This is a genomic window from Pseudomonas fluorescens, from assembly GCF_902498065.1.
Classification (GTDB): domain Bacteria; phylum Pseudomonadota; class Gammaproteobacteria; order Pseudomonadales; family Pseudomonadaceae; genus Aquipseudomonas; species Aquipseudomonas fluorescens_BJ.
The window spans coordinates 19,940-44,087 of record NZ_CABVIR010000012.1 but is presented as its reverse complement, the minus strand read 5'-3'; the positions used below and the strand labels follow the sequence as shown (position 1 = coordinate 44,087).

Annotated in this window: 24 protein-coding genes; 13 read left to right on the top strand and 11 right to left on the bottom strand. The window is 60.5% G+C overall.

The genetic code is table 11. The features are described 5' to 3' along the window. Position 1 precedes the first annotated feature (1 nt). A complete protein-coding gene (locus F8N43_RS28305) occupies positions 2 to 1,309 on the bottom strand; it encodes a CitMHS family transporter (RefSeq protein WP_150630667.1) in 1,308 nt (435 codons plus the stop codon). A 431-nt stretch (positions 1,310 to 1,740) separates the two neighbouring features. Here F8N43_RS28305 and F8N43_RS28300 point away from each other — a divergent pair, with 431 nt between their 5' ends. Then, positions 1,741 to 2,142, top strand: a complete 402-nt coding sequence (locus F8N43_RS28300) for a GFA family protein (RefSeq protein ID WP_150630666.1) — start codon at positions 1,741 to 1,743, stop codon at positions 2,140 to 2,142. Here the strand turns inward: F8N43_RS28300 and F8N43_RS28295 are convergent, their stop codons facing one another. Beyond that, positions 2,143 to 2,469: a DOPA 4,5-dioxygenase family protein gene (locus F8N43_RS28295; RefSeq protein WP_150654671.1), complete on the bottom strand. Its 327-nt coding sequence runs from the start codon at positions 2,467 to 2,469 to the stop codon at positions 2,143 to 2,145. Positions 2,470 to 2,551: 82 nt separating this feature from the next. Between F8N43_RS28295 and F8N43_RS28290 the strand changes: the two genes are divergently transcribed. After that, complete coding sequence (locus tag F8N43_RS28290; RefSeq protein WP_150654670.1) at positions 2,552 to 3,214, top strand: NAD(P)-dependent oxidoreductase; 663 nt, start codon at positions 2,552 to 2,554, stop codon at positions 3,212 to 3,214. A 36-nt stretch (positions 3,215 to 3,250) separates the two neighbouring features. On the opposite strand, the gene F8N43_RS28285 is transcribed toward F8N43_RS28290, so the two are convergent. Beyond that, positions 3,251 to 4,201, bottom strand: a complete 951-nt coding sequence (locus F8N43_RS28285; RefSeq protein WP_150630663.1) for a choline sulfate utilization transcriptional regulator — start codon at positions 4,199 to 4,201, stop codon at positions 3,251 to 3,253. A 114-nt stretch (positions 4,202 to 4,315) separates the two neighbouring features. On the opposite strand from F8N43_RS28285, the gene betC reads away from it, so the two are divergent. From betC to F8N43_RS28270, 3 genes are all read left to right on the top strand, one after another. Beyond that, positions 4,316 to 5,830 (top strand): choline-sulfatase, encoded by a 1,515-nt coding sequence (gene betC, locus F8N43_RS28280; protein ID WP_150654669.1) that lies wholly within the window; start codon positions 4,316 to 4,318, stop codon positions 5,828 to 5,830. 16 nt (positions 5,831 to 5,846) lie between these two features. Next, on the top strand, positions 5,847 to 6,767 hold the full coding sequence (gene choX, locus F8N43_RS28275) for a choline ABC transporter substrate-binding protein (protein WP_150630661.1): 921 nt from the start codon (positions 5,847 to 5,849) through the stop codon (positions 6,765 to 6,767). Positions 6,768 to 6,871: 104 nt separating this feature from the next. Then, a complete protein-coding gene (locus F8N43_RS28270) occupies positions 6,872 to 8,440 on the top strand; it encodes a SulP family inorganic anion transporter (protein ID WP_150654668.1) in 1,569 nt (522 codons plus the stop codon). A 101-nt stretch (positions 8,441 to 8,541) separates the two neighbouring features. Here the strand turns inward: F8N43_RS28270 and aroE are convergent, their stop codons facing one another. Both aroE and hemF read right to left on the bottom strand, forming a co-directional pair. Continuing rightward, complete coding sequence (gene aroE, locus F8N43_RS28265) at positions 8,542 to 9,363, bottom strand: shikimate dehydrogenase (protein ID WP_150654667.1); 822 nt, start codon at positions 9,361 to 9,363, stop codon at positions 8,542 to 8,544. 13 nt (positions 9,364 to 9,376) lie between these two features. Further along, positions 9,377 to 10,291 carry an oxygen-dependent coproporphyrinogen oxidase gene (gene hemF, locus F8N43_RS28260; RefSeq protein WP_150630658.1) on the bottom strand — a complete coding sequence of 305 codons (915 nt, stop codon included), beginning with the start codon at positions 10,289 to 10,291 and terminating at the stop codon, positions 9,377 to 9,379. A 179-nt stretch (positions 10,292 to 10,470) separates the two neighbouring features. On the opposite strand from hemF, the gene F8N43_RS28255 reads away from it, so the two are divergent. Then, on the top strand, positions 10,471 to 11,448 hold the full coding sequence (locus F8N43_RS28255) for an NADPH:quinone reductase (RefSeq protein WP_150630657.1): 978 nt from the start codon (positions 10,471 to 10,473) through the stop codon (positions 11,446 to 11,448). Between the two features lie 110 nt (positions 11,449 to 11,558). Here F8N43_RS28255 and F8N43_RS28250 read toward each other — a convergent pair whose 3' ends face one another. From F8N43_RS28250 to F8N43_RS28240, 3 genes are all read right to left on the bottom strand, one after another. Further along, the gene (locus F8N43_RS28250) at positions 11,559 to 12,116 is read right to left on the bottom strand and encodes an L-threonylcarbamoyladenylate synthase (RefSeq protein ID WP_150630656.1); all 558 of its coding nucleotides are present in this window, start codon (positions 12,114 to 12,116) and stop codon (positions 11,559 to 11,561) included. Positions 12,117 to 12,170: 54 nt separating this feature from the next. Continuing rightward, positions 12,171 to 13,271 (bottom strand): DNA-processing protein DprA, encoded by a 1,101-nt coding sequence (dprA, locus tag F8N43_RS28245; protein WP_150630655.1) that lies wholly within the window; start codon positions 13,269 to 13,271, stop codon positions 12,171 to 12,173. An 80-nt stretch (positions 13,272 to 13,351) separates the two neighbouring features. Further along, on the bottom strand, positions 13,352 to 14,377 hold the full coding sequence (locus tag F8N43_RS28240; RefSeq protein ID WP_150630654.1) for a LysM peptidoglycan-binding domain-containing protein: 1,026 nt from the start codon (positions 14,375 to 14,377) through the stop codon (positions 13,352 to 13,354). A gap of 171 nt (positions 14,378 to 14,548) precedes the next feature. Here F8N43_RS28240 and def point away from each other — a divergent pair, with 171 nt between their 5' ends. The 5 genes from def to F8N43_RS28215 all read left to right on the top strand — a co-directional run bounded on the left by def (position 14,549) and on the right by F8N43_RS28215 (position 19,264). Continuing rightward, positions 14,549 to 15,055, top strand: a complete 507-nt coding sequence (def, locus tag F8N43_RS28235; RefSeq protein WP_109627010.1) for a peptide deformylase — start codon at positions 14,549 to 14,551, stop codon at positions 15,053 to 15,055. A gap of 57 nt (positions 15,056 to 15,112) precedes the next feature. Then, positions 15,113 to 16,072, top strand: a complete 960-nt coding sequence (fmt, locus tag F8N43_RS28230; protein ID WP_150639396.1) for a methionyl-tRNA formyltransferase — start codon at positions 15,113 to 15,115, stop codon at positions 16,070 to 16,072. Further along, positions 16,069 to 17,379: a 16S rRNA (cytosine(967)-C(5))-methyltransferase RsmB gene (gene rsmB, locus F8N43_RS28225; RefSeq protein WP_150639397.1), complete on the top strand. Its 1,311-nt coding sequence runs from the start codon at positions 16,069 to 16,071 to the stop codon at positions 17,377 to 17,379. The genes fmt and rsmB overlap by 4 nt, the downstream gene beginning before the upstream one ends. A gap of 23 nt (positions 17,380 to 17,402) precedes the next feature. Then, positions 17,403 to 18,776: a Trk system potassium transporter TrkA gene (gene trkA, locus F8N43_RS28220; protein WP_017341720.1), complete on the top strand. Its 1,374-nt coding sequence runs from the start codon at positions 17,403 to 17,405 to the stop codon at positions 18,774 to 18,776. A 173-nt stretch (positions 18,777 to 18,949) separates the two neighbouring features. After that, the gene (locus F8N43_RS28215) at positions 18,950 to 19,264 is read left to right on the top strand and encodes a tetratricopeptide repeat protein (protein WP_008027576.1); all 315 of its coding nucleotides are present in this window, start codon (positions 18,950 to 18,952) and stop codon (positions 19,262 to 19,264) included. On the opposite strand, the gene F8N43_RS28210 is transcribed toward F8N43_RS28215, so the two are convergent. The 3 genes from F8N43_RS28210 to tag all read right to left on the bottom strand — a co-directional run bounded on the left by F8N43_RS28210 (position 19,265) and on the right by tag (position 21,062). Then, a complete protein-coding gene (locus F8N43_RS28210) occupies positions 19,265 to 19,504 on the bottom strand; it encodes a PilZ domain-containing protein (RefSeq protein ID WP_150630650.1) in 240 nt (79 codons plus the stop codon). Positions 19,505 to 19,576: 72 nt separating this feature from the next. Beyond that, complete coding sequence (locus tag F8N43_RS28205; RefSeq protein ID WP_084317555.1) at positions 19,577 to 20,464, bottom strand: lysophospholipid acyltransferase; 888 nt, start codon at positions 20,462 to 20,464, stop codon at positions 19,577 to 19,579. A 40-nt stretch (positions 20,465 to 20,504) separates the two neighbouring features. Beyond that, positions 20,505 to 21,062, bottom strand: a complete 558-nt coding sequence (gene tag / locus F8N43_RS28200) for a DNA-3-methyladenine glycosylase I (RefSeq protein ID WP_150630649.1) — start codon at positions 21,060 to 21,062, stop codon at positions 20,505 to 20,507. Between the two features lie 81 nt (positions 21,063 to 21,143). Here tag and glyQ point away from each other — a divergent pair, with 81 nt between their 5' ends. Next, positions 21,144 to 22,097 carry a glycine--tRNA ligase subunit alpha gene (gene glyQ / locus F8N43_RS28195; protein WP_003213601.1) on the top strand — a complete coding sequence of 318 codons (954 nt, stop codon included), beginning with the start codon at positions 21,144 to 21,146 and terminating at the stop codon, positions 22,095 to 22,097. After that, positions 22,094 to 24,148, top strand: coding sequence for a glycine--tRNA ligase subunit beta (glyS, locus tag F8N43_RS28190; RefSeq protein WP_150639398.1), 2,055 nt, complete (start codon positions 22,094 to 22,096; stop codon positions 24,146 to 24,148). The genes glyQ and glyS overlap by 4 nt, the downstream gene beginning before the upstream one ends.

Sequence of the window (24,148 nt, the reverse complement as noted above, 5' to 3'; positions counted from 1 at the left end):
CTTATAGAGTGCTGAACAGTGGGAAAATCCCCATCAGCAATGCTGCAACCAGTATGCACATGCACACCAGCACTGCCCATTTCAGGGTAAAGCGCTGATGGTCACCGAAGTCGATGCCGGCCAGGGCCACCAACAAATACGTCGATGGTACCAGCGGGCTCAGCAAGTGGACGGGCTGACCGACGATCGAGGCACGTGCCATTTCAACCGCGGTTATACCGTAATGACTGGCAGCTTCGGCAAGTACTGGTAACACGCCGTAATAAAATGCGTCATTCGACATGAAGAACGTGAACGGCATGCTCACCAGCGCGGTGATCACGGCCAGGTACGGGCCGAGGAAATCCGGGATGACCGCCAGCAGGCTCTTCGACATCGCATCGACCATGCCGGTGCCCGACAGGATACCGGTGAAGATGCCTGCCGCGAAGATCAAACCGACCACTGCCAGCACACTGCCGGCGTGGGCCGCGACGCGATCCTTCTGCTGTTGCAGGCAAGGATAGTTGACGATCATCGCAATACTGAACGCCACCATGAACAACACCGGCAACGGCAGCAGGCCAGCGATCAGGGTGCACATCAGGACGAACGTCAACGCGCCGTTGAACCAGATCAGCTTTGGACGACGGGCGTCCGGGAACTGCGAAACGCTGATTTCGCTGTGGTCGATTTCGTCACCCACCAGGTGCAGTTCACCCAGACGCGCACGTTCACGCTTGCCGTAGAAGTAAGCGATGGCCAGGATGGCCACGACACCGGCAGCCATCGCCGGAATCATCGGCACGAAGATGGCCGAAGGGTCCACGTGCAGCGCACTCGCGGCACGGGCGGTCGGGCCGCCCCATGGGGTCATGTTCATCACGCCACCGGCGAGGATGATCAGACCGGCCATGATCCGCGGGCTCATGCCGATGCGGCTGTACAGCGGCAGCATGGCGGCCACGCAGATCATGTAAGTGGTCGCGCCGTCACCATCGAGGGAGACGACGAGCGCCAGTACGGCGGTGCCGACCGAAACTTTCAACGGGTCGCCCTTGACCAGTTTGAGGATCTTGCGCACGGCCGGGTCGAACAGGCCGGAGTCGATCATCAGGGCGAAGTAGAGGATGGCGAACATCAGCATCACGCCGGTCGGCGCAAGCTTGGTGATGCCTTCGAGCATCATCGGGCCGATCTTCGGCGCAAAACCGCCGAACAGGGCGAAGACGATCGGGATGATGATCAAGGCGATCAGCGCGGACAGGCGCTTGGTCATGATCAGGAACATGAACGTGATGACCATGGCGAAGCCAAGGAAAGTCAGCATGGGAATACTCCAGGCGTAGCGCGGCTAGGGAATGGGCGAACCGGGTGGGTCAGCGCAGAACGGGAAGCACGAGGCGTACGGGAGGAGTTGCAGCGAAGCGGCGGGTTGTAAAGGACATCAGGGTCACCATTGTTGTTGTTAAAGGGCTGTGCGAGCGATAAAACGCTGGCATTGGCCGACCGGTCTGTTGCCGGTAGTGGGGCGATCCTAATCGGGGAAGCTTTCACCGAGCTTTCGCTGATGAAAGCATTGACCGGATGTACAACCGGTCGTCGGACCGGGCAGAGAGGGAAACCGAGCTGAGGCCATCGCGGGCAAGCCCGCTCCCACAGGGTTTTGCGGCGAAGCTGCAGTTTGTGGCACACACAGATCACTGTGGGAGCGGGCTTGCCCGCGATGACGTCAGTCAATACACATCAGGAAGCGATGCCATGAACGAGACACACACCGGCGGCTGCCACTGCGGACATCTGCGCTATCAATTGCGCGGCCCTTTGCGCGACATCGCCCACTGTCACTGCTCGATTTGCCGGCGGGTCAGCGGCGGGATTGTGACCACCTGGATCACCGTGCCCGCATCCACCTTTGAATGGCTGAAAGGCACTCCGGCGCAATACGCCTCGTCATCCAGCTGCGTACGCTATTTCTGCCCGACCTGTGGGGCACAACTCGCGCTGGTGACACAGCTCAGTCCCGAAAGCATCGACTTGACCATCGCCACCCTCGATCATCCCGAGCAGGCTCCGGCCGAACGGCACATCTGGACAGACAGCCGTCTGCCGTGGCTGCACCTGGACGAGCACTTGCCGGGTGAAGCCGAAGAGACCCTGTGATCAAAAAACAGACAGGTCCAGTGGCCGGATCGCGCCCATCCAGATCGCATGTTCGGTGTGGTCAAGCAGATCGTCGCCGGTGTCCGGGTGCAGGAACACCACCAAACCCTTGCGATTGAGCGCCAGCCACGGCAACACGTCGCCGATGAGTTCCGGCCCGAATGCCAGTTGGCAACTCCAGTCCGGGTGCGGGCCGACCGGGCGCTCATGTACCCGCCCCATTTTCACCGCAAACAACTGGGCCGCCCGCTCACACAAGGCGCGCGCCTGATCGATGGTGCTGGTGTCGAAATACACGTGGGCGTGATAGCCCTTGATCTGTTGCATCTGAAACCCTCTGAATCCCAGTCGAACCGTCGCCGTTTCCCACAGGTCTCACGCTATACACGTAGGAAAACGGAGCTCAGCCATGAAAAATGCCGAAACCCCGGTAGTAAAGGTGGTGCTTTATGGTGCCATGAGTAGCCTGGGCAGTGCGCTGATGGCCGAAATGCTGCGGCGCCAACATGAAGTGATCGCCATCCTCGACGACTTGACGGCGCTCGCGCCACGTCCGGGTTTACGGGCCAAGACGGGCGACCTGTTCGAGGCCGAACGCGTGAAGCAAAGCGTCGCGGGCTCTTCAGCCGTCATCTGTCTGTTAGACGCACCAGGCTTGCCGTTCAACAGCGAACACGTGGAAAAAACCGTTGTTCCGGGCCCGGTCGAACAGGTGCTTGCCGTGGATGCGCTGATAGACGGCATGCAGGCTGCCGGCATTGCCCGGCTGTTTTTGGTGGGTGATTTCGAGGTGCTCGACGATCCGGAGATCGAGGATCAACTGCAGCGCCACGCCGCCGAAGAAATCCGCGAAGCCCTGCAAACCAGCGCATTGCACTGGACGCTGGTCAATGCGCCACGCGGCGTCGCGGGGCTGACGATCGAGCATTTCAGTCACGTCAGCAGCAGCCTGGAACCGGGGCTGGCCGAACCACTGGAGCGCTTGAACCGCGTCGCGAGAGGGATTGCTGATGAATTGCACTTCAACCTTCACGTTGGTGAACACGTGAATTTCGTGGCGACTTCTGAGTAGCGAAAGAGCGAGCCGCGCTCGGACGACGTGTTGCTTTCACACCGCAATCGAAGGCAAAGGCAGGCCATTCAGCGATTGCGCACTGCTGGCCTGCTCGTGCATCAACCAATCCACGAACTGTTGAATCAACGCCCCGCGCCGTTTGCGTTGAGGCAGAACCACGTAATAGCCCTGGCGGGACATCACTGTTTCAGCAATTGGCCGACACAGTAATCCTTGCGCCAGCAAGTTATCCACAAGGTGCCGCCAGCCAATCGCCACGCCCTGGCCGCCAATCGCCGCTTGAATCAACAACGTGTAGTTGTCGAATCGCAATTGCCCGGGTGCCGGCGCCGAAGTTATCCCCAACTCGCGGAACACGCCGCTCCAGTCGAACCAGTTGCTGCTGTTTTCGCCGCGCAGGTGCAGCAGCGGAAATTCCAGTAACCCCTTGGCCGGCAATGGCAGGGGACGATCTTTCAACAACAGGGGGCTGCACACCGGGAACACTTCCTCGCTGAACAGCCAATGGCTTTCGCCCTGTTTAAAACGTCCATCACCAAACAGCACGGCGACATCGATATCGGTGCGCAGCATGTTGAGACTGCGTTCACTGGTGACCAGGCTAACGTCGACGTGAGGATTGGCCGCGTGAAAACGATGCAATCTCGGCATCAGCCAGTAAGCGGCAAAGGCAAAATCGGTGGCGACCTGCAATACCTCATGCTGATGCTGTGCACTGATCGCACTCAATCCTGCGTCGATATTCTGCAAACCGAGCTGAACCTGTTCGAAAAGAATGGCCCCGGCCTCGGTCAGTTCGATCCCGCGATAAATGCGATCAAACAGCCGCGTGCCGAGTTGATCTTCCAGCCGTTTGATCTGCTGACTGATGGCCGGTTGCGTCGTGCCGAGCTCCACCGCAGCGGCCGTGAAGCTGCGCTGGCGAGCGGCCGCTTCGAAGGCGCGAAGCAAATCCAGAGACAAATCACCGAGGGCGTCATACATAAGCTGTGCTTATCCTAGTCATTGCCTGGCATGGGCTTTACCACAAACTGCATGGGCTACATGCTCGATCGCAGCACTCTCGCATAAATATTCACTATGGAATGCCGCGATCACATGAAGCGCAAGAATATTCTTTTCATCATGGCCGATCAGATGGCCGCGCCAATGTTGCCGTTCTACGGCGCTTCGCCAATCAAATTGCCCAATCTCAGTCGCCTCGCCGCCGAAGGCGTGGTGTTCGACGCCGCTTATTGCAACAGCCCACTGTGCGCGCCGTCGCGTTTTACTCTGGTCAGCGGTCAGTTGCCGAGCAAGATTGGCGCTTACGACAACGCAGCCGATTTCCCCGCCGATGTGCCGACCTATGCCCACTACCTGCGCCGCCTCGGCTATCGCACCGCGTTGTCCGGCAAGATGCACTTTTGCGGCCCCGATCAGTTACACGGTTACGAAGAACGCCTGACCAGCGACATTTATCCGGCCGATTACGGTTGGGCGGTAAATTGGGACGAACCGGACGTGCGTCCGACCTGGTATCACAACATGTCGTCGGTGCTGCAAGCCGGGCCGTGCGTGCGTACCAACCAACTGGATTTCGATGAAGAGGTGGTGTTCAAAGCCCAGCAATACCTGTTCGACCACATTCGCGAAGAGGGCGATCAGCCGTTTTGCCTGACCGTGTCGATGACTCACCCACACGACCCGTACACGATTCCCAAGGCTTTTTGGGACATGTACGACGATGCCGACATCCCGTTGCCCGACACCCCGGATCAAACCGAACTCGATCCGCATTCCCGGCGCTTGCTCAAGGTCTACGACCTGTGGGACAAGCCGCTGCCTGTGGATAAGATCCGCGATGCGCGCCGGGCTTATTTCGGTGCATGCAGCTATATCGACAGCAACGTCGGCAAACTCCTGCAAACGCTCGAAGAAACCGGGCTGATCGATGACACGATCATCGTGTTCTCGGGTGACCACGGCGACATGCTCGGCGAGCGCGGGCTCTGGTACAAAATGCACTGGTTCGAAATGGCCGCGCGCGTCCCCCTGTTGATAAGTGCTCCGGGGCAGTTTGGCGCCGGACGGGTCAGCGCAGCGGTGTCCACCGCCGACCTGTTGCCGACGTTTGTCGAGTTGGCCGGCGGCTCGCTGGAACCGGGTTTGCCACTGGATGGCCGCTCGCTGGTTTCGCACCTGCAAGGTCAGGGCGGTCACGACGAAGTCTTCGGCGAATACATGGCCGAAGGCACTATCAGCCCATTAATGATGATTCGTCGCGGCGCCTACAAATTCATCTATAGCGAAGACGACCCGTGCCTACTCTTCGACGTACACAACGACCCGCGCGAGCAGGAAGAACTCAGCCGTTCGCCGCAACATCGGCCACTGTTCGAAGAATTTCTGGCCGAAGCACGGGCCAAATGGAACATCCCGGCGATCCACCAACAAGTGCTCGCGAGCCAGCGTCGCCGGCGATTCGTCGCCGATGCGCTGACCATCGGCAAGCTGAAGAGCTGGGATCACCAGCCGCTGGTGGACGCCAGTCAGCAATACATGCGCAACCACATCGATCTCGACGACCTGGAGCGCAAAGCACGTTATCCACAACCCTGCCAAAACCAATAATGTTAAGGGGAAGTCCATGCAAAAGTTATCCACAGTACTGACGGTCGGGCTGCTGGCCCTGGGCAGCGCGTCGGCGTATGCCGATCAGAGTTGCGAGACGGTGAAAATGGCCGACCCTGGCTGGAGCGACATCGCCGCAACCAACGCCATCACCGGGTTTCTGCTGGACGGCATGGGCTACAAGCCCAAAGTCGACACCCTCGCGGTGCCGATTACCTTTGGCGGCTTGAAGGATGGCCAGGTCGACGTGTTCCTCGGCAACTGGATGCCGGCGCAACAGGGCTTCTACGACAAGTTCGTGGCCACCGGCGATGTCACGCAACTGGCGAAGAACCTCGACGGCACCGAGTTCACCCTGGCTGTTCCGGATTACGTGTGGGACGCGGGTGTGCATAACTTTTCCGACCTGAACAAGTTCGCCGACAAGTTCGACAAGAAGATCTACGGTATCGGCTCCGGCGCTCCGGCGAACATTTCGCTGCAAGAGATCATCAAGAAGAACGACTTCGACATGGGCCAGTGGAAACTGGTGGAGTCCAGCGAACAGGCAATGCTGGCCGAAGTCTCTCGCGCGGTGAAGAAACAGAAATTCGTGACCTTCCTCGGCTGGACGCCGCACCCGATGAACGTGCAGCTGAAAATGCATTACCTTAAGGGCGGCGAGAAGTATTTCGGCGACACCGGCAGCGTTCATACCCTGACCCGCAAGGGTTACGCCGAGGCCTGCCCGAATGTGGGCAAGCTGCTCACCAACCTGAGTTTCACCCAGGAAATGGAAAACAGCATCATGGCGGATGTGGTGAACAAGAAGATCAGCAACGCGGATGCTGCCAAGGCGTGGATCAAGGCCAATCCGGCGGTACTGGATAAATGGTTGGAAGGTGTGAAGACCGCAGACGGCAAGGATGCGTTGCCAGCGGTAAAAGCCAAGCTCTGACCCCTTGTACACAAGGGCCTGAATGACTACCAGTAGGAGCCGGCTTGCCCGGCTCCTACTGGTGTTCCTGTTACCCTTGTGCAAATTCCCGACCGAGAGGACCCATGGCCCTTCCCAGCCGCCATTCACTCTTTCCCTTCCTAACCTGGTTGCCCCGGCAGACCCGCGCCAGCGTCGGTCGTGATCTGCTTGTCGGTCTCAGCGGCGCGATTCTCGCGTTGCCGCAATCCATTGCCTACGCGCTGATCGCCGGTCTCCCACCGGAATACGGCTTGTACGCCGCCATCATCCCGGTGCTGATCGCCTGCCTCTGGGGTTCGTCATGGCATTTGATCTGTGGGCCGACGGCAGCGATCTCCATCGTCCTGTTCGCCAGTATCAGTCCTCTGGCCGTTCCCGCGTCCAAGGACTACATCACGCTGATCCTGCTTCTGACACTCCTCGCCGGCATTTTTCAGTGGTTGCTGGGTATTTTGCGGTTCGGCGCGCTGGTGAATTTCGTCTCGCACTCGGTGGTATTGGGCTTCACCCTCGGCGCCGCAGTGGTGATTGCCATCGGTCAAATGCCCAACCTGCTGGGGCTGGACTTGCCCAGCCAGGCCACCGCACTGGACAGCTTTTTGATGCTGATGCGCAACCTCGATGCTGTGGATAAGCCCTCGCTCGTACTGGGACTGGCGACCGTCATCGTCGGCATCATCCTGAAAGGGTCGCTGCCTCGCTGGCCCACGCTGTTGATCACCCTGATCCTGGCCGGGTTGCTCGTTTGGCTCTGGCCATCGATGTTCGGCCACGTGAAGCTGGTGAGCGCGTTTGTCGGACGGTTGCCGCCCTTCAGCCCGTTGCCACTGGATCTGGACATGATTTTGCGATTACTGCCGAGCGCGGTGGCGGTGGGGATGCTCGGGCTGGTGACGAGTCTCTCGATTGCCCGTTCCTTGTCCGCTCGCTCGCAGCAATTGCTCGATGCCAATCAGGAAGTCCGCGCTCAGGGTTTATCGAACATTGTCGGTGCGTTTTTTTCCGGTTCGCTGTCAGCCGGTTCTTTTACCCGTTCCGGCCTCAGCTACGACGCGGGCGCCTGTTCGCCCATGGCGGGTGTGTTTTCCGCGTTGTGGGTAGCGTTGTTTGCGATTTTCGGCGCGGCGCTGATCTCGCATATCCCGATCCCGGCCATGGCCGGCAGCATCCTGTTGATCGCCTGGGGCTTGGTCGACCATCGCGGGATTCGCGCGTTGTTGCGGGTCAGCCGTGCGGAGTTCGTGGTGATGGCGCTGACCTGCGTTGCCACGCTGTTACTGGAATTGCAGACAGCGATCTATGCCGGGGTGCTCGCGTCGTTGTTTTTCTACCTCAAGCGCACGTCACAACCGCGGGTGCAGCATTGGCGCGACGGCGATGAAGACATTCTGCGAGTCGGCGGCTCGATCTTTTTCGGCGCCAGCCATTACCTGCAAGTGCGTTTGCAACGCATGCACGGCGCTCGGGTGGTGATCGAGGCGCAGCACATCAACTTCATCGACTATTCGGGAGTGGAAATGCTGCACCAGGAAGCGCGGCGACTGCGCAAGCAGAACCGTAGCCTTACCTTGCGCGGGGCGCGGCCGCCGGTGGTAGAGGAGTTGCGAAAGCTGGAAGGCGCGGAGAAATGCCCGATCCATTTCGAGGATTGAAACAATGCCCTGCAGGAGCCGGCTTGCTGGCGACAAGGGCCCCGCGGCGTATCAGGCACACCGCGTAATCGTTGGATCGCCAGCAAGCCGGCTCCACAGGTTTATGCAGCCAGTTGGCGGCGCAGTTCGGCCAGCACCGGCGCGGTGTCCGGGCGCACACTGCGCCACAGGAAGAAAGCTTCTGCCGCTTGTTCGGCGAGCATCCCCAGGCCATCCATCGACACTGCCGCGCCATGTTCAGTCGCCCAACGGCAGAACGAGGTCGGCTCCTTGCCGTACATCATGTCGTAGCAAACGGTCTTGCCCGGCGCGATCAAACTGCTGGCAATCGGCGGCACATCGCCTGACAAACTGGCCGATGTCGCGTTGATGATCAGGTCCACCGACTCCTGCAACCAGTCGAAACCACTGGCCGACACCGGCCCCAGGTCTGCAAACAACTCCGCCAGCAGCTCGGCTTTTTCCACCGTGCGGTTGGCGATGACCACCGAGGCCGGATGCTCGGCCAGCAACGGCTCCAGCGCACCGCGCACCGCGCCGCCAGCACCGAGCAGCAGGATGCGTTTGCCCTTGAGGCTGAAACCGGCGTTGACCGTCAGGTCCCGCACCAGCCCGGCGCCGTCGGTGTTGTCGCCCAGCAACGTGCCATCCGCGAGTTTGCTCAGGGTGTTCACCGCGCCAGCCCGTTGCGCTCGTTCCGTCAGACTGTCGGCCAGACGAAACGCCTCTTCCTTGAACGGCACCGTCACATTCGCTCCGCGCCCCTCAAGGAAAAACGCCCGGGCAAAGTCGGAAAAGTCGTCGAGCGGCGCCAGCGAGGTGCTGTAGTCAAGATGCTGAGCGGTCTGCTCGGCAAACAGACGATGGATCAACGGCGACTTGCTGTGGCCAATCGGGTTACCGAATACGACGTAACGGTCCATCAGGATTCCTCGTTCAGGCATTGGCCAACCAATCGCGGTCTTGCAGGAAGTAATCGGTCAGGCGCGCTTCTTCGCTGCCGGGCTCGGCTTTCCAGTCATAGCTCCAGCGAACTTGCGGCGGCAACGACATGAGGATCGACTCGGTACGCCCACCCGATTGCAGGCCAAACAACGTGCCACGGTCGTAAACCAGGTTGAACTCAACGTAACGGCCACGGCGGAACTCCTGGAATTCGCGCTGTTTGGCGGTGAATGCATCGTTCTTGCGCCGCTGCACGATTGGCAAGTAAGCGTCGATGTAGGCGTCGCCGATGGCACGCATGAAGGCGAAGCTGGTGTCGAAATCCCATTCGTTCAAGTCATCGAAGAACAGGCCGCCGATACCGCGCGGCTCGTGACGATGCTTGATGTGGAAGTAGCTGTCGCACCAGGCTTTGTAGCGTGAGTAGACGTCCGGGCCGAATGGCGCGCAGGCCTGCTCGGCGACGCGGTGCCAGTGCACGCAGTCTTCTTCATTGCCGTAATACGGAGTCAGATCGAAGCCGCCGCCGAACCACCAGACCGGCTCTTCACCTTCTTTTTCAGCGATGAAAAAGCGTACGTTGGCGTGGGAAGTCGGCACATGCGGGTTGTGCGGGTGAATCACCAGCGACACGCCGAGGGCTTCAAAACCACGCCCGGCCAATTCCGGCCGATGGGCGCTGGCGGACGGTGGGAGACCGCTGCCGAAGACGTGGGAAAAGTTGACGCCGCCCTTTTCGATGACCGCTCCGTTCTCGATCACGCGGGTGCGACCGCCACCACCGGCAGGCCGGGTCCAGGCGTCTTCGACGAACTGCGTGCCGCCGTCTTCGGCTTCCAGGGCAGCGCAAATGCGATCTTGCAGGTCGAGCAGGTAGGCTTTTACGGCCTCGGTGCGGGTCGTCATGTCTTCACCTTGAATCGGGCAAAACTACGCGGCGCTCCATTGGAACGGGGGCCGGCGCAAATGGGCGCGTAGCATAACATTGCAGATGGACTCGCCGCAGTTGACGGGGATCAAGCTTGGGAGTTCGATAGTGGGCTTGGCGCTACAAATCCAAAAGCTAAGACCTATGGAGAGTTCTGATGGCAAAGCGTATCCAGTTCCGCGCCCATGGCGGCCCCGAAGTGCTCGAATATGTGGATTACCAGCCCGCCGAACCCGGCCCGCAGCAGGTCCGCGTCACTAACAAGGCCATCGGCCTGAACTTCATCGATACCTATTTCCGCAGTGGCCTCTATGCGCCGCCGGCCTTGCCGTCTGGCCTGGGCGCTGAAGGCGCGGGTATCGTCGAGGCAGTGGGCAGTGAAGTCACGCGCTTCAAGGTCGGTGATCGCGTGGCGTACGGCAGCGGCCCGCTGGGCGCCTACAGCGAAGTTCACGTCTTGCCGGAAGCCAATCTGGTGCACCTGCCGGACGCGATCAGCTTCGAACAGGCCGCCGGGGTAATGCTCAAGGGCCTGACCGTGCAATACCTGCTGCGTCAAACCTATGAACTCAAGGGTGGCGAAACCATTCTGTTTCACGCCGCTGCCGGGGGTGTCGGTTCGCTGGCCTGCCAATGGGCCAAGGCATTGGGTGTGAAGTTGATCGGCACGGTCAGCTCGCCGGAGAAAGCCGCGTTGGCGAAGGCCAACGGCGCGTGGGCGACCATCGACTACAGCCACGAAAACGTCGCACAACGCGTACTGGAATTGACTGACGGGAAAAAAGTCCCGGTGGTGTACGACGGCGTCGGCAAAGACACCTGGCTGACTTCGCTGGACAGCGCGGCGCCTCGGGGTCTGGTGGTGAGTTTTGGCAACGCATCGGGCGCGGTGGACGGGGTGAACCTGGGGATTTTGGCGGCGAAAGGGTCGTTGTACGTGACCCGGCCGACGCTGGCGACTTATGCCAACAACGCCGAAAACCTGCAGCGGATGGCGGATGAGCTGTTTGAGATGATCATCAGCGGGAAGTTGAAGGTGGATATCAGTCAGAAGTATTCACTGGCTGATGCGGCGAAGGCGCAGACCGAGTTGTCGGCGCGGCGGACTACCGGTTCGACTGTTCTGCTGCCTTGAGAACGCCATCGCGGGCAAGCCCGCTCCCACAGGTCCAAGTCGTACAAAAAATGTTCAAACGACTCGAACCTGTGGGAGCTGGCTTGCCAGCGATGAACGATGACTCGGCCTCAATCCGGGCGGATGACGTTCCCGGTCGCCAGATCGCGAATCACACTCGGATTCTTGCGCCCACCGAGGTTGCCTCCGAGGATGAAATCAATCTGCCCGCGGAAATACTGCTCCACGCGAATCCGCGTCCGCGCCGCCGGCCGTCCTTGAGGGTTTGCCGAGGTCGACACCAACGGCCCGACCACCGCGCACAAATCCCGCACCAACGGGTGATCGCTGACCCGCAACGCCACCGTTTCGTGCACGCCGGTAATCCATTGCGGCAACATATTCTGATGCGGCACCAGCCAAGTGTTTGGCCCCGGCCAGGTGCTGGCCATGCGGTCCATCCACAGTTCGGGGAAGTCTTCGAACAGGAAGTCGAACTGGCGAATGTTGTCGGCGACCAGAATCAGGCCCTTTTCCACCGACCGCCCTTTGAGCATCAGCAGACGCTCTACCGCCTCTTCGTCCCACGGGTCGCAACCCAGGCCCCAGACCGCCTCGGTTGGATAGGCAATCACCGCCCCTGCGCGAATGGCTTGCGCGGCTTGTTGCACACGCCAACTATTGACCATGAAAAACTCTCCGGAATAAGGCTCTGCGCAGTTTACCGATCTTCCTTATAAAACCTAGCTCACCCGCGCAAACCAGCGCCCGCTTTCGCAGACCGCCCGGCCGTCCATTTCAAGCTCAGTCAGCGCCGCCAGCACTTTGGGCAGCGCCCAGCCGCTGGAGACGGACAACGCTTCAGGGGTATGCGGTGCCGCGTGCAGCAGTAGCAGCAGCGGATGCGTCACCGACGGTGCCTGCATGGCTAGCGGCAACTGTTGCCAGCCGCGCAACGCTTCGAGGATATGTTCAATGGTTTCCACCAGCATCGCGCCGTCGCGAATCAGTTGGTGACACCCCTTGGCGCCGGGATGATGGATCGATCCCGGAATTGCATACACCTCACGACCTTGCTCCGCCGCCAGCCTCGCGGTGATCAAAGAACCGCTGGCGATACTGGCCTCCACCACCAGCACACCGAGAGACAAACCGCTGATGATGCGATTGCGTCGCGGGAAGTTGCTGGCCGTAGGCCCGGCGTCCAGCGGGAACTCTGAAAGCACCGCACTTCCCGACGCAATCATGGCCTCTGCGAGCCTGCGGTTGCGCTGTGGATAAAACTTTTCAAGTCCCGTGCCAAGTACGCCGACCGTTCGCCCGCCCACGTCCAGAGCGGCTTGATGCGCGGCGGCATCAATACCCAGCGCCAGACCACTGGTGATGACGAAACCGGCGCCAGCCAGACTGCGCGAAAACGCAGCGGCGGTGTCCATCCCCGGGCGGGAAGCACGTCGACTGCCGACCATCGCCAATTGCGGTTTTTCCAGAATGCCCGGATCGCCCGCGACGAATAACAGCGGCGGCGCATCGCTGATTTCCGCCAGCAGTGCCGGGTACTCAGGCTGGTCCCACATCAGTAAATGCTGGCCCGGACGCTCTAACCAGGCCAATGCGTGGCTGGCGCCGTCCCGGACATCATCGGCCCGGCGAGCCTCGGCACAAGCAAGCGGCAAGCCCAGCGAACGCCAGGCACTGGCCGGCGCACTGATGGCTTTGGACGCCGAGCCGAAGGCCTCGAGCAATTTCCTGAAACGCGCAGGACCGAGCTCCGGCAAACGATGCAGACGTAAACGGGCTTCCAGTTCCGCAGGGGAAACCGGTGTAAGAGTAGAAAGCGACATGGATCATCCTTGATCGTTATGAGCCCCGTTCAAACGGGAATAAGCTGTGGATAACTCTGTTGGTAACTTGTGGAGCCTGCTTACGGATTCCGCACCTTGTCCATCACTGCCAAGGAGCGCGATGCGGTGAGCACCAATCCGTAACTGAGTTTGTCGTAGGTGCGGAATACCATCAGCAAACCGGCGCGTTCATCGGGAATTTTCAGCGGTTGCCCGGAGACCCGGTCACGCACGGTTTCGCCGGTTTTCATCACCACCAGCACGTTGCCTTCGGCGAGACCGTCGCGTTGGCCCCTGTTCAGCGTGACGACATCCATCGCGCCGATCTGGGTAACCCCGCGCGGTACGTCGATGATCAGGCCGTTGATCTGGGTTTTTGGCGCACTGGGCATGAAGGTCGAGTTGATCGATCGCTCTTCGCCGCTGAACAAGCGATCGCCGAGGCGCACTTCCTGAGTCGTGCGTTGCAGCGCCAGCGTCGCGACATCACCCTCGGTAGCGACAATTTCACCACCGCCGATGTCGTCGGCATTGATCCCCAGAAACTCCTTGCTCTCGGGGTCGGTATAAACCTTGCCCTGGCGGAAGATGCCATAGACCGGTTGATTGGGATCGAAATGACCGCGAGCGAAAATCCGGTCGCCTGTGCCGCTGAGCACCCGCTCGGCATCGCCGGCAACGATGTAAGGCGCCTTGTCGAAATCCTCAACCTTGTCGACGATGCGGTTGCTCAGCAGAAAACTGTTGATCGACTGCAACGGAATGCTCGGGATGGCGTCGGCCACCGGCGAACTGCGCACCCGTGGCGAGAGCTTGATGGTGCCCCGGGAAGCCCCGCGATTGAGGGTCAGACGCGGCTGACCGTTGACGTAGACCAGCGACAGCAAATCACCGGGGTAAATCAGATTGGGGTTCTGGATCTGCGGATTGACCTGCCAGAGCTCGGGCCACTTCCACGGCTCACGGAGGAATTTCCCGGAGATGTCCCAGAGTGTGTCACCCGCCACCACTGTGTATTGCTGTGGAAAACCTTCCCTGAGTTGCACTTGCCCATGCGCCAAACCGGCCGAGGCCAGAAGGAGCAAGGCGAGTAGTGATTTCCTCATGCGGTGAATCCCTTTATTATGTGCGTTCGCGTGAAACGCCAGAGCCCTCGTGGCTCGCTCCCGACTCTTCACTGAAAAGAAAAGGAGCTACGCTTCACAACGGTAGCCTGCATCTTCGGACCTGCCAGGCCATCGACCCGACTTTACCTCACACGTGCAGCAATTAAGCTTATGGCCATTTTAGACATCCTCGAATTCCCCGACTCGCGCCTGCGCACTATCGCCAAACCTGTGGCCGTAGTGGACGACGAAGTGCGTCAGTTGGTCGATGATATGTTTGAAACAATGTATGAAGCGCCAGGCATCGGCCTCGCCGCGACCCAGGTCAACGTGCACAAACGTATCGTCGTGATGGACCTCTCCGAAGACCGCAGCGAACCGCGGGTGTTCATCAACCCCGAGTTCGAGTCCCTGACCGACGAGATGGAGCAATACCAGGAAGGCTGCCTCTCGGTGCCGGGTTTCTACGAAAACGTCGATCGTCCGCAAAAGGTCAAGGTCAAGGCCCTGGACCGCGACGGCAAGCCGTACGAACTGATCGCCGAAGGCCTGCTCGCGGTGTGCATTCAGCATGAATGCGACCACCTCAACGGCAAATTGTTCGTCGACTACCTGTCGAACCTCAAACGCGACCGAATCAAGAAGAAACTGGAAAAGCTCCATCGCCAGAACGCTTGATGCCCTCCTTTCAAAGGCTTGCTGCGGCAAGCCTTTTTCTTTTCAGAGATTGCTCCCATGACTGAGCCACTGCGCATCGTCTTTGCCGGCACCCCGGAATTCGCCGCCGAACACCTCAAGGCCCTGCTCGACAGCCCTTACGAGATCGTCGCGGTCTACACCCAACCGGACCGTCCGGCGGGTCGCGGGCAAAAGCTGATGCCGAGCCCGGTCAAGCAGTTGGCGCTGGAAAACAACATCCAGGTGTTGCAACCGCCAACCCTGCGCAATGAAGACGCTCAAGCCGAACTGGCCGCGCTGAAGCCGGACTTGCTGGTGGTGGTCGCCTACGGCCTGATCCTGCCGCAAGTGGTGCTGGATATTCCGCATCTGGGTTGCATCAACAGCCACGCGTCATTGCTGCCACGCTGGCGAGGGGCGGCGCCGATCCAACGCGCCGTTGAAGCCGGCGACAGCGAAAGCGGCGTGACCGTGATGCGCATGGAACTGGGTCTCGACACCGGGCCGATGCTGCTGAAAGTCGCCACGCCGATCAGCGCTGAAGACACCGGTGGCAGCCTGCACGACCGTTTGGCGAAAATCGGTCCACCGGCGGTGATTCAAGCCATCGCCGGCCTCGCCGCCGGCACGCTGGAAGGCGAAGTGCAGGACGACAGCCTCGCCACCTACGCACACAAACTGAACAAGGACGAAGCGCGCATTGACTGGAATCGCCCGGCCGTTGAGCTGGAACGTCTGGTCCGCGCCTTCAACCCATGGCCGATTACCCACAGCACGCTGAACGGCGAAGCGCTGAAAGTGCTGGCCGCGAGCCTCGCTGAAGGGCAGGGCGCACCAGGGCAAATCCTCGGCGCCAGCAAGGACGGTTTGATCGTCGCCTGCGGTGAGCAAGCCCTGTGTCTGACGCGTCTGCAATTGCCCGGCGGCAAAGCACTGAACTTCAGCGATTTGTTCAACAGCCGTCGTGAGAAATTTGCCGTCGGCACCGTCCTCGGTCAAACGGCGGATGCGCAATGAATCCACGTCTGGCCGCCGCCAAGGCACTTGCTGCCGTTCTTAACGGAAAAGCCTCACTCAACAGCTCGCTGCCGACGCAAATGGACAAGGTTGAAGACCGCGACCGCGGTTTCACTCAGGACCTGGCGTTTGGCACCGCACGTTGGCAGCCGCGTTTGTCGGCACTGGCGGCCAAGTTGCTGCAGAAGCCATTCAAGGCTGCGGACGCCGATGTCGAGGCGCTGTTGCTGGTCGGCCTCTACCAATTGCTTTACACCCGCGTCCCGGCCCACGCCGCCATCGGCGAAACCGTGGGCTGCGCCGACAAACTGAAAAAGCCATGGGCCAAAGCGTTGCTCAACGCCGTGTTGCGCCGCGCCCAACGTGAAAGCGAAGCGCTGCTGGCCGAATTGGAACATGACCCGGTGGTGCGCACCGCTCACCCGCGCTGGTTGCAAAAATCCCTGAAAGCCTTCTGGCCTGAGCAATGGGAAACCATTTGCGCGGCGAACAACGCGCACCCGCCGATGATTCTGCGGGTCAACCGTCGTCATCACAATCGGGATGCCTACCTGGGGCTGCTGACCGAAGCGGGCATCGCCGCCACGCCGTGCGTTTACAGCCAGGACGGCATCATTCTCGACGCTGCCGCCGATGTACGCAGCCTGCCGGGTTTCGCTGAAGGCTGGATCAGCGTGCAGGACGAAGCGGCGCAACTGGCCGCCGACCTGCTCGACCTGGCGCCGGGCCAGCGGGTGCTCGACGCCTGCTGCGCACCGGGCGGCAAGACCTGCCACATCCTCGAAGCCGAACCGGCACTGGCCGGCGTTGTTGCCGTGGATCTGGAAGCCAAGCGGCTGGTGCGTGTGCGAGAAAACCTCGCACGCCTTAGCCTGAGCGCCGAACTGATCGCCGCCGACGGCCGCGACACTGCCACCTGGTGGGATGGCAAACCGTTCCAGCGCATTCTGCTGGACGCGCCGTGTTCGGCCACCGGGGTGATCCGTCGTCACCCGGACATCAAGCTGACGCGCCAACCGGATGACATCGCGGCGCTGGCGGTCCTTCAGGGCGAATTGCTCGACGCCCTGTGGATAACGTTGGAAGTCGGCGGGATTCTGCTTTATGCCACTTGCTCCACGCTGCCGACCGAGAACACCGAAGTCATCGAAGCCTTCCTCGCTCGCACACCGGGCGCCCGTGAGCTGGACCTCGCCACCACGGCGGGCATCAAGCAGCCACACGGTCGCCAGTTGCTGGCACAGGAAGGCGGCCATGACGGGTTCTACTACGCCAAACTGATCAAGATCGCCGCCGCGCGCGGTTAACCGGATTCCAAGGGAGTGACTGGATGAAAATCATCATCCTCGGCGCAGGGCAGGTCGGCGGTTCGCTGGCGGAGCACTTGGCCAGCGAGGCCAACGACATCACAGTGGTCGACACCGATGGCGAACGCCTACGCGACCTCGGCGATCGGCTGGACATCCGCACGGTGCAGGGCCGCGGCTCGCTGCCGACGGTGCTGCGTCAGGCCGGCGCGGACGATGCCGACATGCTGGTGGCGGTGACCAACAGCGACGAAACCAACATGGTCGCCTGTCAGGTCGCCCACACCCTGTTCCACACCCCGACGAAAATTGCCCGTGTCCGCGAAGCGGCGTACCTGACGCGTTCCGAACTGTTCGATAACGAAGCGATTCCGGTGGATGTGCTGATCAGCCCGGAACAAGTGGTCACCAACTACATCAAGCGCCTGATCCAGCATCCGGGCGCGTTGCAGGTGATCGACTTCGCCGAAGGCAAAGCGCAGCTGGTCGCAGTGAAGGCTTACTACGGCGGACCGCTGGTGGGTCAGCAACTACGTCAGTTGCGTGAACACATGCCGAATGTCGAAACCCGCGTTGCAGCGATTTTCCGCCGTGACCGGCCGATCCTGCCCCAGGGCGACACGGTGATCGAGGCCGACGACGAAGTGTTTTTCATCGCCGCCAAGGCGAACATTCGCGCCGTGATGAGCGAAATGCGCCGCCTCGATGAGAGCTACAAGCGCATCGTCATCGCCGGGGGCGGGCAGATCGGCGAGCGTCTGGCCGAAGCCATCGAAAGCCGATATCAGGTGAAGATCATCGAGATGAACCCGGCCCGCTGCCGCCATCTCTCCGACACCCTCGACAGCACCGTGGTCCTGCAGGGCAGTGCCTCCGACCGCGACCTGCTGATGGAAGAGAACATCGCCGACGCCGACATCTTCCTGGCCCTGACCAACGACGACGAAGCCAACATCATGTCGTCGTTGCTGGCCAAGCGCCTGGGCGCGAAAAAGGTGATGACCATCATCAACAACCCGGCCTACGTCGATTTGATCCAGGGTGGCGACATCGACATCGCCATCAGCCCGCAACTGGCGACCATCGGCACCTTGTTGGCGCACGTACGGCGCGGCGATATTGTCAGCGTGCATTCATTGCGGCGTGGTGCGGCAGAGGCCATCGAGGCGATTGCCCATGGTGATGCGAAGTCGAGCAAAGTCATTGGCAAGGCCATCGAGAACATCGGTTTGCCCCCGGGCACCACGATTGGCGCGATTATTCGTGATGAAGAAGTGATCATTGCCCACGACGACACGGTGATCGAGGCGGGTGACCATGTGATTTTGTTCCTTGTGGATAAAAAGCATATTCGGGATGTGGAAAAGTTGTTCCATGTGGGGCTTAGCTTCTTTTGATCCGCATTTGCGGTGGCCAGACCGGCCTCTTCGCGGGCAAGCCCGCTCCCACAGGTTCTCGGTCATGCACAAGTTTTATGTTCACTGAAGATCCCGGTGGGAGCGGGCTTGCCCGCGATGCGATCTCAAAAACACACCGGCATATCTGAATAACTTCGGTAAGGAATCCACCCATGATCGAATCCCTGGAAAAAATGCTCGCCAAGGGTGTGGATAACTCATTGCTGCGCTTCGGCCTGGGCAAGGGCTACCTGGATCTTGGGGAGAACGCCAAGGCCGCCGAGCATTTCCAGCGTTGCGTCGAGTTCGATCCGAAGTATTCAGCGGCGTGGAAGCTGTTGGGCAAGGCGCATCTGGCGCTGGCGGACTATCCGGCCGCGCGTCAGGCCTGGGAGCAGGGTCTGGAAGCGGCTCGTGCTCACGGCGACAAGCAGGCGGAGAAGGAGATGACGGTGTTTCTGAAGAAGCTCGAGCGTCAGGCGCACTGATCAAAGATAACGCAGGCCAATGCCGTCGGCGTCCACCAACACCACTTCCATGCGAACCCGCGGCGCGCCTGCGGGTAAACCCTGTACCTGCCCATAGACCACCGCGCCCTTGGGCAACGTCGACAAGCCCGGATGCTTGACGTAGACGCCCGTGGTCGAGAGATTGCGGGTCTGGCCGAGGCATTCGCCGAAGCTTTCATGACTGATCTTGATGCGAAACGATTTACGGTGTTCGGACATCTTCTGCGCCCTTTCTTGAACAGTTGTGGATAACCCTGAACCCAAGGTTATCCACAGATCATGCCAATCAACTCAATACCAGCGCTCTTCGCCAGGCGGACGCTTCTTGAAGCGTTTCATGCTCCACATGTACTGGCTCGGGTAGGCCCGCACGTAGCGCTCGACCACCTTGCTCATGGCCGCGCAGGACGTCTCGGTATCAGTGCTGTACATGGCCTCTGGCGCCGCTTCGAGGATCACTTTGTAGCCCGAACCGTCCGGCAGCCGCAGGGCGTGCAGGAACACGCCGACGGCTTTGCCGCCCGCCAACATGTTGGGCACAAACTTGCTGGTCAGCGCCTGAGTGGCGAAGAACGGCACGAAGATCCCGGCGGATTCGGCCGGTTCCGGATCAGCGGGAATGCCCACTGCACCACCTTTGCGCACTTCCTTGATGACGCTGAGGATACCTTCCTTGGTGGAGGCGGCGACCTTGTTACCCAGTTGCACCCGCTGCTTGCGCAGCAATTCATCCACAGCCTTGAGCTTTGGCGGACGATAGAAAATGATCGGTTTGCACTGGCTGCAGTAGAAGTGATTCAACACTTCCCAGTTGCCGAGGTGGCTGGTGATGCCGACCACCCCTTTGCCGGAGGCGAGGGCGTCCTTCAAGACGTCGAGCCCTTCGACTTCGCGCACCAGATCGATGGAACGCTGCGCCGGCCAGATCCACGCGCAGGCACTTTCGGTCAGCGACTTGCCGATGTCTTTCAGGCTCTGGCCGACCAGACGCTCGCGCTCGGCAGGGTCCATCTCGGGAAAGCACTTGGCCAGATTGATCCGCACCACGTCGCGGGAACGGTTAGGGGTTTTCCACATCACCCAGCCGATGGCCGAGCCAACCGCCTGCACTGCTCGCCAAGGAAGCAGGGCAAACAGCCTCAGAGCGCCTACCAGCAAGGCGCCTTTCAACTTATCCACAGGTCACTCCTGATCGTGTGCTGTACGCGAGGCGGCTATTCTAACCGCCGTTCGTCAACGTCGCGTAGCGATCGCAATCCCGAGTGTGGTCCATGACCATCCCCGAGGCCTGCATCAGCGCGTAGCAAATGGTCGGACCGACGAAGGTGAAGCCGGCTTTTTTCAAGCCTTTGCTCATTTCCACGGCGACTGGCGTCACCGCCGGCACTTCGGTGCGATCCTTGAAATGATTGATCACGGGCGTACCGCCGACAAAGGACCAGAGAAACTCGACCGGGTCTTCGAGCGCCAGCCAGGCCTGCGCATTGCGCCGGGCCGCGTTAAGTTTGAGGCGATTGCGAATAATGCCGGGATCGAGCATCAATTCATCGATTTCGGCGTCGCTCATTTGCGCCACGCGCTGTACGTCAAAGCCGAACAACACCTCGCGATAACGCTCACGTTTGCGCAGCACGGTGATCCATGAGAGGCCGGCCTGGAACCCTTCGAGCAAAAGCAACTCGAACAATCCCTGCGCATCGCGTAGCGGCGTGCCCCACTCCTGATCGTGATAAGCCATGTACAGCGGATCTTCGGAACACCAAAAGCAGCGTGGCATAAGGCTCCAGGGGGCGTGCGCAGCAACGAATCGGGTATACTCCCGCTCTTTAAATCGCAGCCCAAGAAACAGGTGAATTTCGTGAGCCAGCCTACGCCAGCCGTGCGTACCTTCCAAGACTTGATCCTCGCCCTCCAGCAATACTGGGCCGAGCAAGGTTGCGTGGTACTTCAGCCCTACGATATGGAAGTAGGCGCCGGGACTTTCCACACTGCCACGTTTCTGCGCGCCATCGGCCCGGAAACCTGGAACGCCGCTTATGTGCAGCCCAGTCGTCGCCCGACTGACGGCCGCTACGGCGAAAACCCGAACCGTCTGCAGCACTACTACCAGTTCCAGGTAGTCCTGAAGCCGAACCCGGACAACTTCCAGGAACTGTACCTGGGCTCCCTCAAGCATGTCGGCCTGGACCCGTTGGTCCACGACATTCGCTTCGTTGAAGACAACTGGGAATCGCCGACTCTGGGCGCCTGGGGTCTGGGCTGGGAAGTCTGGCTGAACGGCATGGAAGTGACGCAGTTCACTTACTTCCAGCAGGCGGGCGGCATCGAGTGCTACCCGGTGACCGGCGAGATCACCTACGGCCTCGAGCGTCTGGCCATGTACCTGCAAGGCGTGGACTCGGTCTACGACCTGGTCTGGGCTGACGGTCCGTTCGGCAAAGTGACCTACGGCGACGTGTTCCACCAGAACGAAGTGGAGCAGTCGACCTACAACTTCGAACACGCCAACGTCGAGAAGCTGTTCGAACTGTTCGACTTCTACGAAAGCGAAGCCAAGCGCCTGATCGAACTCGACCAGCCGCTGCCATTGCCGAGCTACGAAATGGTGTTGAAGGCTTCCCACACCTTCAACCTGCTGGATGCGCGCCGGGCAATTTCGGTGACTGCGCGTCAGCAATATATTCTGCGTGTCCGCACCCTGGCGCGTTCCGTTGCGCAAGCCTACCTGCTGGCTCGCGCCAAGCTGGGCTTCCCGATGGCGACCCCGGACCTGCGTGATGAAGTACTGGCCAAGCTGGAGGCTGCACAATGAGTGCTCAAGATTTTCTGGTTGAACTGGGCACCGAAGAACTGCCACCCAAAGCCCTGAACACCTTGGCCGAGGCGTTCCTGGCCGGTATCGACAAGGGCCTGCAAGCCGCTGGCCTGAACTACGAGACCAAAACCGTCTACGCCGCGCCACGTCGTCTGGCGGTGCTGATCACCTCGCTGTCCACCCAGCAACCGGATCGCAGCATCAACCTCGATGGCCCGCCACGTCAGGCCGCGTTCGATGCCGAAGGCAACCCGACTCAAGCGGCATTGGGTTTCGCCAAGAAATGCGGCGTCGACCTGAGCGAAATCGATCAGAGCGGCCCGAAACTGCGTTACAGCCAAAGCATCGCCGGCAAGCCGACCGCGAGCCTGCTGCCGACCATCGTCGAAGATTCCCTGAACGACCTGCCGATCCCGAAGCGCATGCGCTGGGGCGCTCGCAAGGAAGAATTCGTTCGTCCGACCCAATGGCTGGTGATGCTGCTCGGTGACCAGGTCATCGACTGCACCATCCTCGCCCAGAAGGCCGGCCGCGATTCCCGTGGTCACCGCTTCCATCACCCGGAAAGCGTGCGCATCACCTCGCCGGCCAACTACCTGACGGACCTGCGTGCCGCTTATGTCCTGGCGGACGCCAATGAGCGTCGCTCCATTATCAGCAAGCGCACCGAAGAACTGGCGACGATGCAGGAAGGCACGGCGATCGTTCCACCAGCCCTGCTCGACGAAGTGACCGCGCTGGTTGAATGGCCGGTGCCGCTGGTGTGCTCGTTCGAGGAGCGTTTCCTCGACGTGCCGCAGGAAGCGCTGATCACCACCATGCAGGACAACCAGAAGTATTTCTGCCTGCTGGATGCCGACGGCAAGTTGCTGCCACGTTTCATTACCGTGGCCAACATCGAAAGCAAAGACCCGCAGCAAATCATCGCCGGTAACGAGAAAGTGGTTCGCCCACGCCTGACCGACGCCGAGTTCTTCTTCAAGCAAGACAAGAAGCAGAAACTCGAAGACTTTAACCTGCGTCTGCAGAACGTGGTGTTCCAGGAAAAACTCGGCAGCGTCTACGACAAGGCCGAACGCGTTTCCAAACTGGCTGCTTTTATCGCGCAACGCATTGGCGGCAACGCGGCATGGGCTTCCCGTGCCGGCCTGCTGTCCAAGTGCGACCTGGCGACCGAGATGGTCGGTGAGTTCCCGGAGATGCAAGGCGTCGCCGGTTACTACTACGCCCTCAACGACGGCGAGCCGGAAGAAGTCGCACTGGCGTTGAACGAGCAGTACATGCCCCGCGGTGCCGGCGCTGAACTGCCGACCACCCTGACCGGTGCGGCCGTGGCCATCGCCGACAAACTCGACACGCTGGTCGGCATCTTCGGTATCGGCATGCTGCCAACCGGTAGCAAAGACCCGTATGCCCTGCGTCGTGCTGCACTCGGCGTGTTGCGCATCCTGATCGACAAGAAGCTCGACCTGGACCTGAACGATGCCGTGGCGTTCGCCGTGAATGCGTTCGGCGCCAAGGTCAAGGCGGCTGGCCTTGCCGACTCGGTACTCGAATTCGTATTCGACCGTCTGCGTGCCCGTTACGAAGACGAAGGTGTGGACGTTGGGACTTATCTGTCGGTTCGTGCCCTGAAGCCGGGTTCGGCGCTGGACTTCGATCAGCGCGTACAAGCGGTGGAAGCGTTCCGCAAACTGCCCGAAGCGGCGGCCCTCGCTGCAGTGAACAAGCGCGTTTCGAACTTGCTGAGCAAGGTTGAAGGCTCTGTTCCATCGGTCGTTGAAGCCAAGTATTTCGACAACGCCAACGAATTCTCCCTGTACTCGGCGATTCAGCAGGCAGACCAGGCTGTTCAGCCAATGGCCGCTGCGCGTCAGTACAGCGAATCGCTGGCACGTCTGGCTGCCCTGCGCGAGCCTGTGGATGCATTCTTCGAAGCAGTCATGGTCAACGCTGAGGATGCCAAGGTCCGTGCCAACCGCTATGCGCTGCTGGCACGTCTGCGTGGCTTGTTCCTCGGCGTCGCCGATATTTCGTTGCTGGGGTAA

Coding starts and splice junctions, on each gene's coding strand:
- fmt (WP_150639396.1), top strand. CDS start 15,113: ATGACTGAGCCACTGCGCATCGTCTTTGCCGGCACCCCGGAATTCGCC.
- F8N43_RS28285 (WP_150630663.1), bottom strand. CDS start 4,201: ATGTATGACGCCCTCGGTGATTTGTCTCTGGATTTGCTTCGCGCCTTC.
- rsmB (WP_150639397.1), top strand. CDS start 16,069: ATGAATCCACGTCTGGCCGCCGCCAAGGCACTTGCTGCCGTTCTTAAC.
- F8N43_RS28270 (WP_150654668.1), top strand. CDS start 6,872: ATGGCCCTTCCCAGCCGCCATTCACTCTTTCCCTTCCTAACCTGGTTG.
- F8N43_RS28250 (WP_150630656.1), bottom strand. CDS start 12,116: ATGGTCAATAGTTGGCGTGTGCAACAAGCCGCGCAAGCCATTCGCGCA.
- F8N43_RS28295 (WP_150654671.1), bottom strand. CDS start 2,469: ATGCAACAGATCAAGGGCTATCACGCCCACGTGTATTTCGACACCAGC.
- tag (WP_150630649.1), bottom strand. CDS start 21,062: ATGCCACGCTGCTTTTGGTGTTCCGAAGATCCGCTGTACATGGCTTAT.
- hemF (WP_150630658.1), bottom strand. CDS start 10,291: ATGACGACCCGCACCGAGGCCGTAAAAGCCTACCTGCTCGACCTGCAA.
- aroE (WP_150654667.1), bottom strand. CDS start 9,363: ATGGACCGTTACGTCGTATTCGGTAACCCGATTGGCCACAGCAAGTCG.
- def (WP_109627010.1), top strand. CDS start 14,549: ATGGCCATTTTAGACATCCTCGAATTCCCCGACTCGCGCCTGCGCACT.
- F8N43_RS28240 (WP_150630654.1), bottom strand. CDS start 14,377: ATGAGGAAATCACTACTCGCCTTGCTCCTTCTGGCCTCGGCCGGTTTG.
- glyS (WP_150639398.1), top strand. CDS start 22,094: ATGAGTGCTCAAGATTTTCTGGTTGAACTGGGCACCGAAGAACTGCCA.
- dprA (WP_150630655.1), bottom strand. CDS start 13,271: ATGTCGCTTTCTACTCTTACACCGGTTTCCCCTGCGGAACTGGAAGCC.
- F8N43_RS28215 (WP_008027576.1), top strand. CDS start 18,950: ATGATCGAATCCCTGGAAAAAATGCTCGCCAAGGGTGTGGATAACTCA.
- F8N43_RS28305 (WP_150630667.1), bottom strand. CDS start 1,309: ATGCTGACTTTCCTTGGCTTCGCCATGGTCATCACGTTCATGTTCCTG.
- F8N43_RS28255 (WP_150630657.1), top strand. CDS start 10,471: ATGGCAAAGCGTATCCAGTTCCGCGCCCATGGCGGCCCCGAAGTGCTC.
- choX (WP_150630661.1), top strand. CDS start 5,847: ATGCAAAAGTTATCCACAGTACTGACGGTCGGGCTGCTGGCCCTGGGC.
- trkA (WP_017341720.1), top strand. CDS start 17,403: ATGAAAATCATCATCCTCGGCGCAGGGCAGGTCGGCGGTTCGCTGGCG.
- betC (WP_150654669.1), top strand. CDS start 4,316: ATGAAGCGCAAGAATATTCTTTTCATCATGGCCGATCAGATGGCCGCG.
- F8N43_RS28300 (WP_150630666.1), top strand. CDS start 1,741: ATGAACGAGACACACACCGGCGGCTGCCACTGCGGACATCTGCGCTAT.
- F8N43_RS28210 (WP_150630650.1), bottom strand. CDS start 19,504: ATGTCCGAACACCGTAAATCGTTTCGCATCAAGATCAGTCATGAAAGC.
- F8N43_RS28290 (WP_150654670.1), top strand. CDS start 2,552: ATGAAAAATGCCGAAACCCCGGTAGTAAAGGTGGTGCTTTATGGTGCC.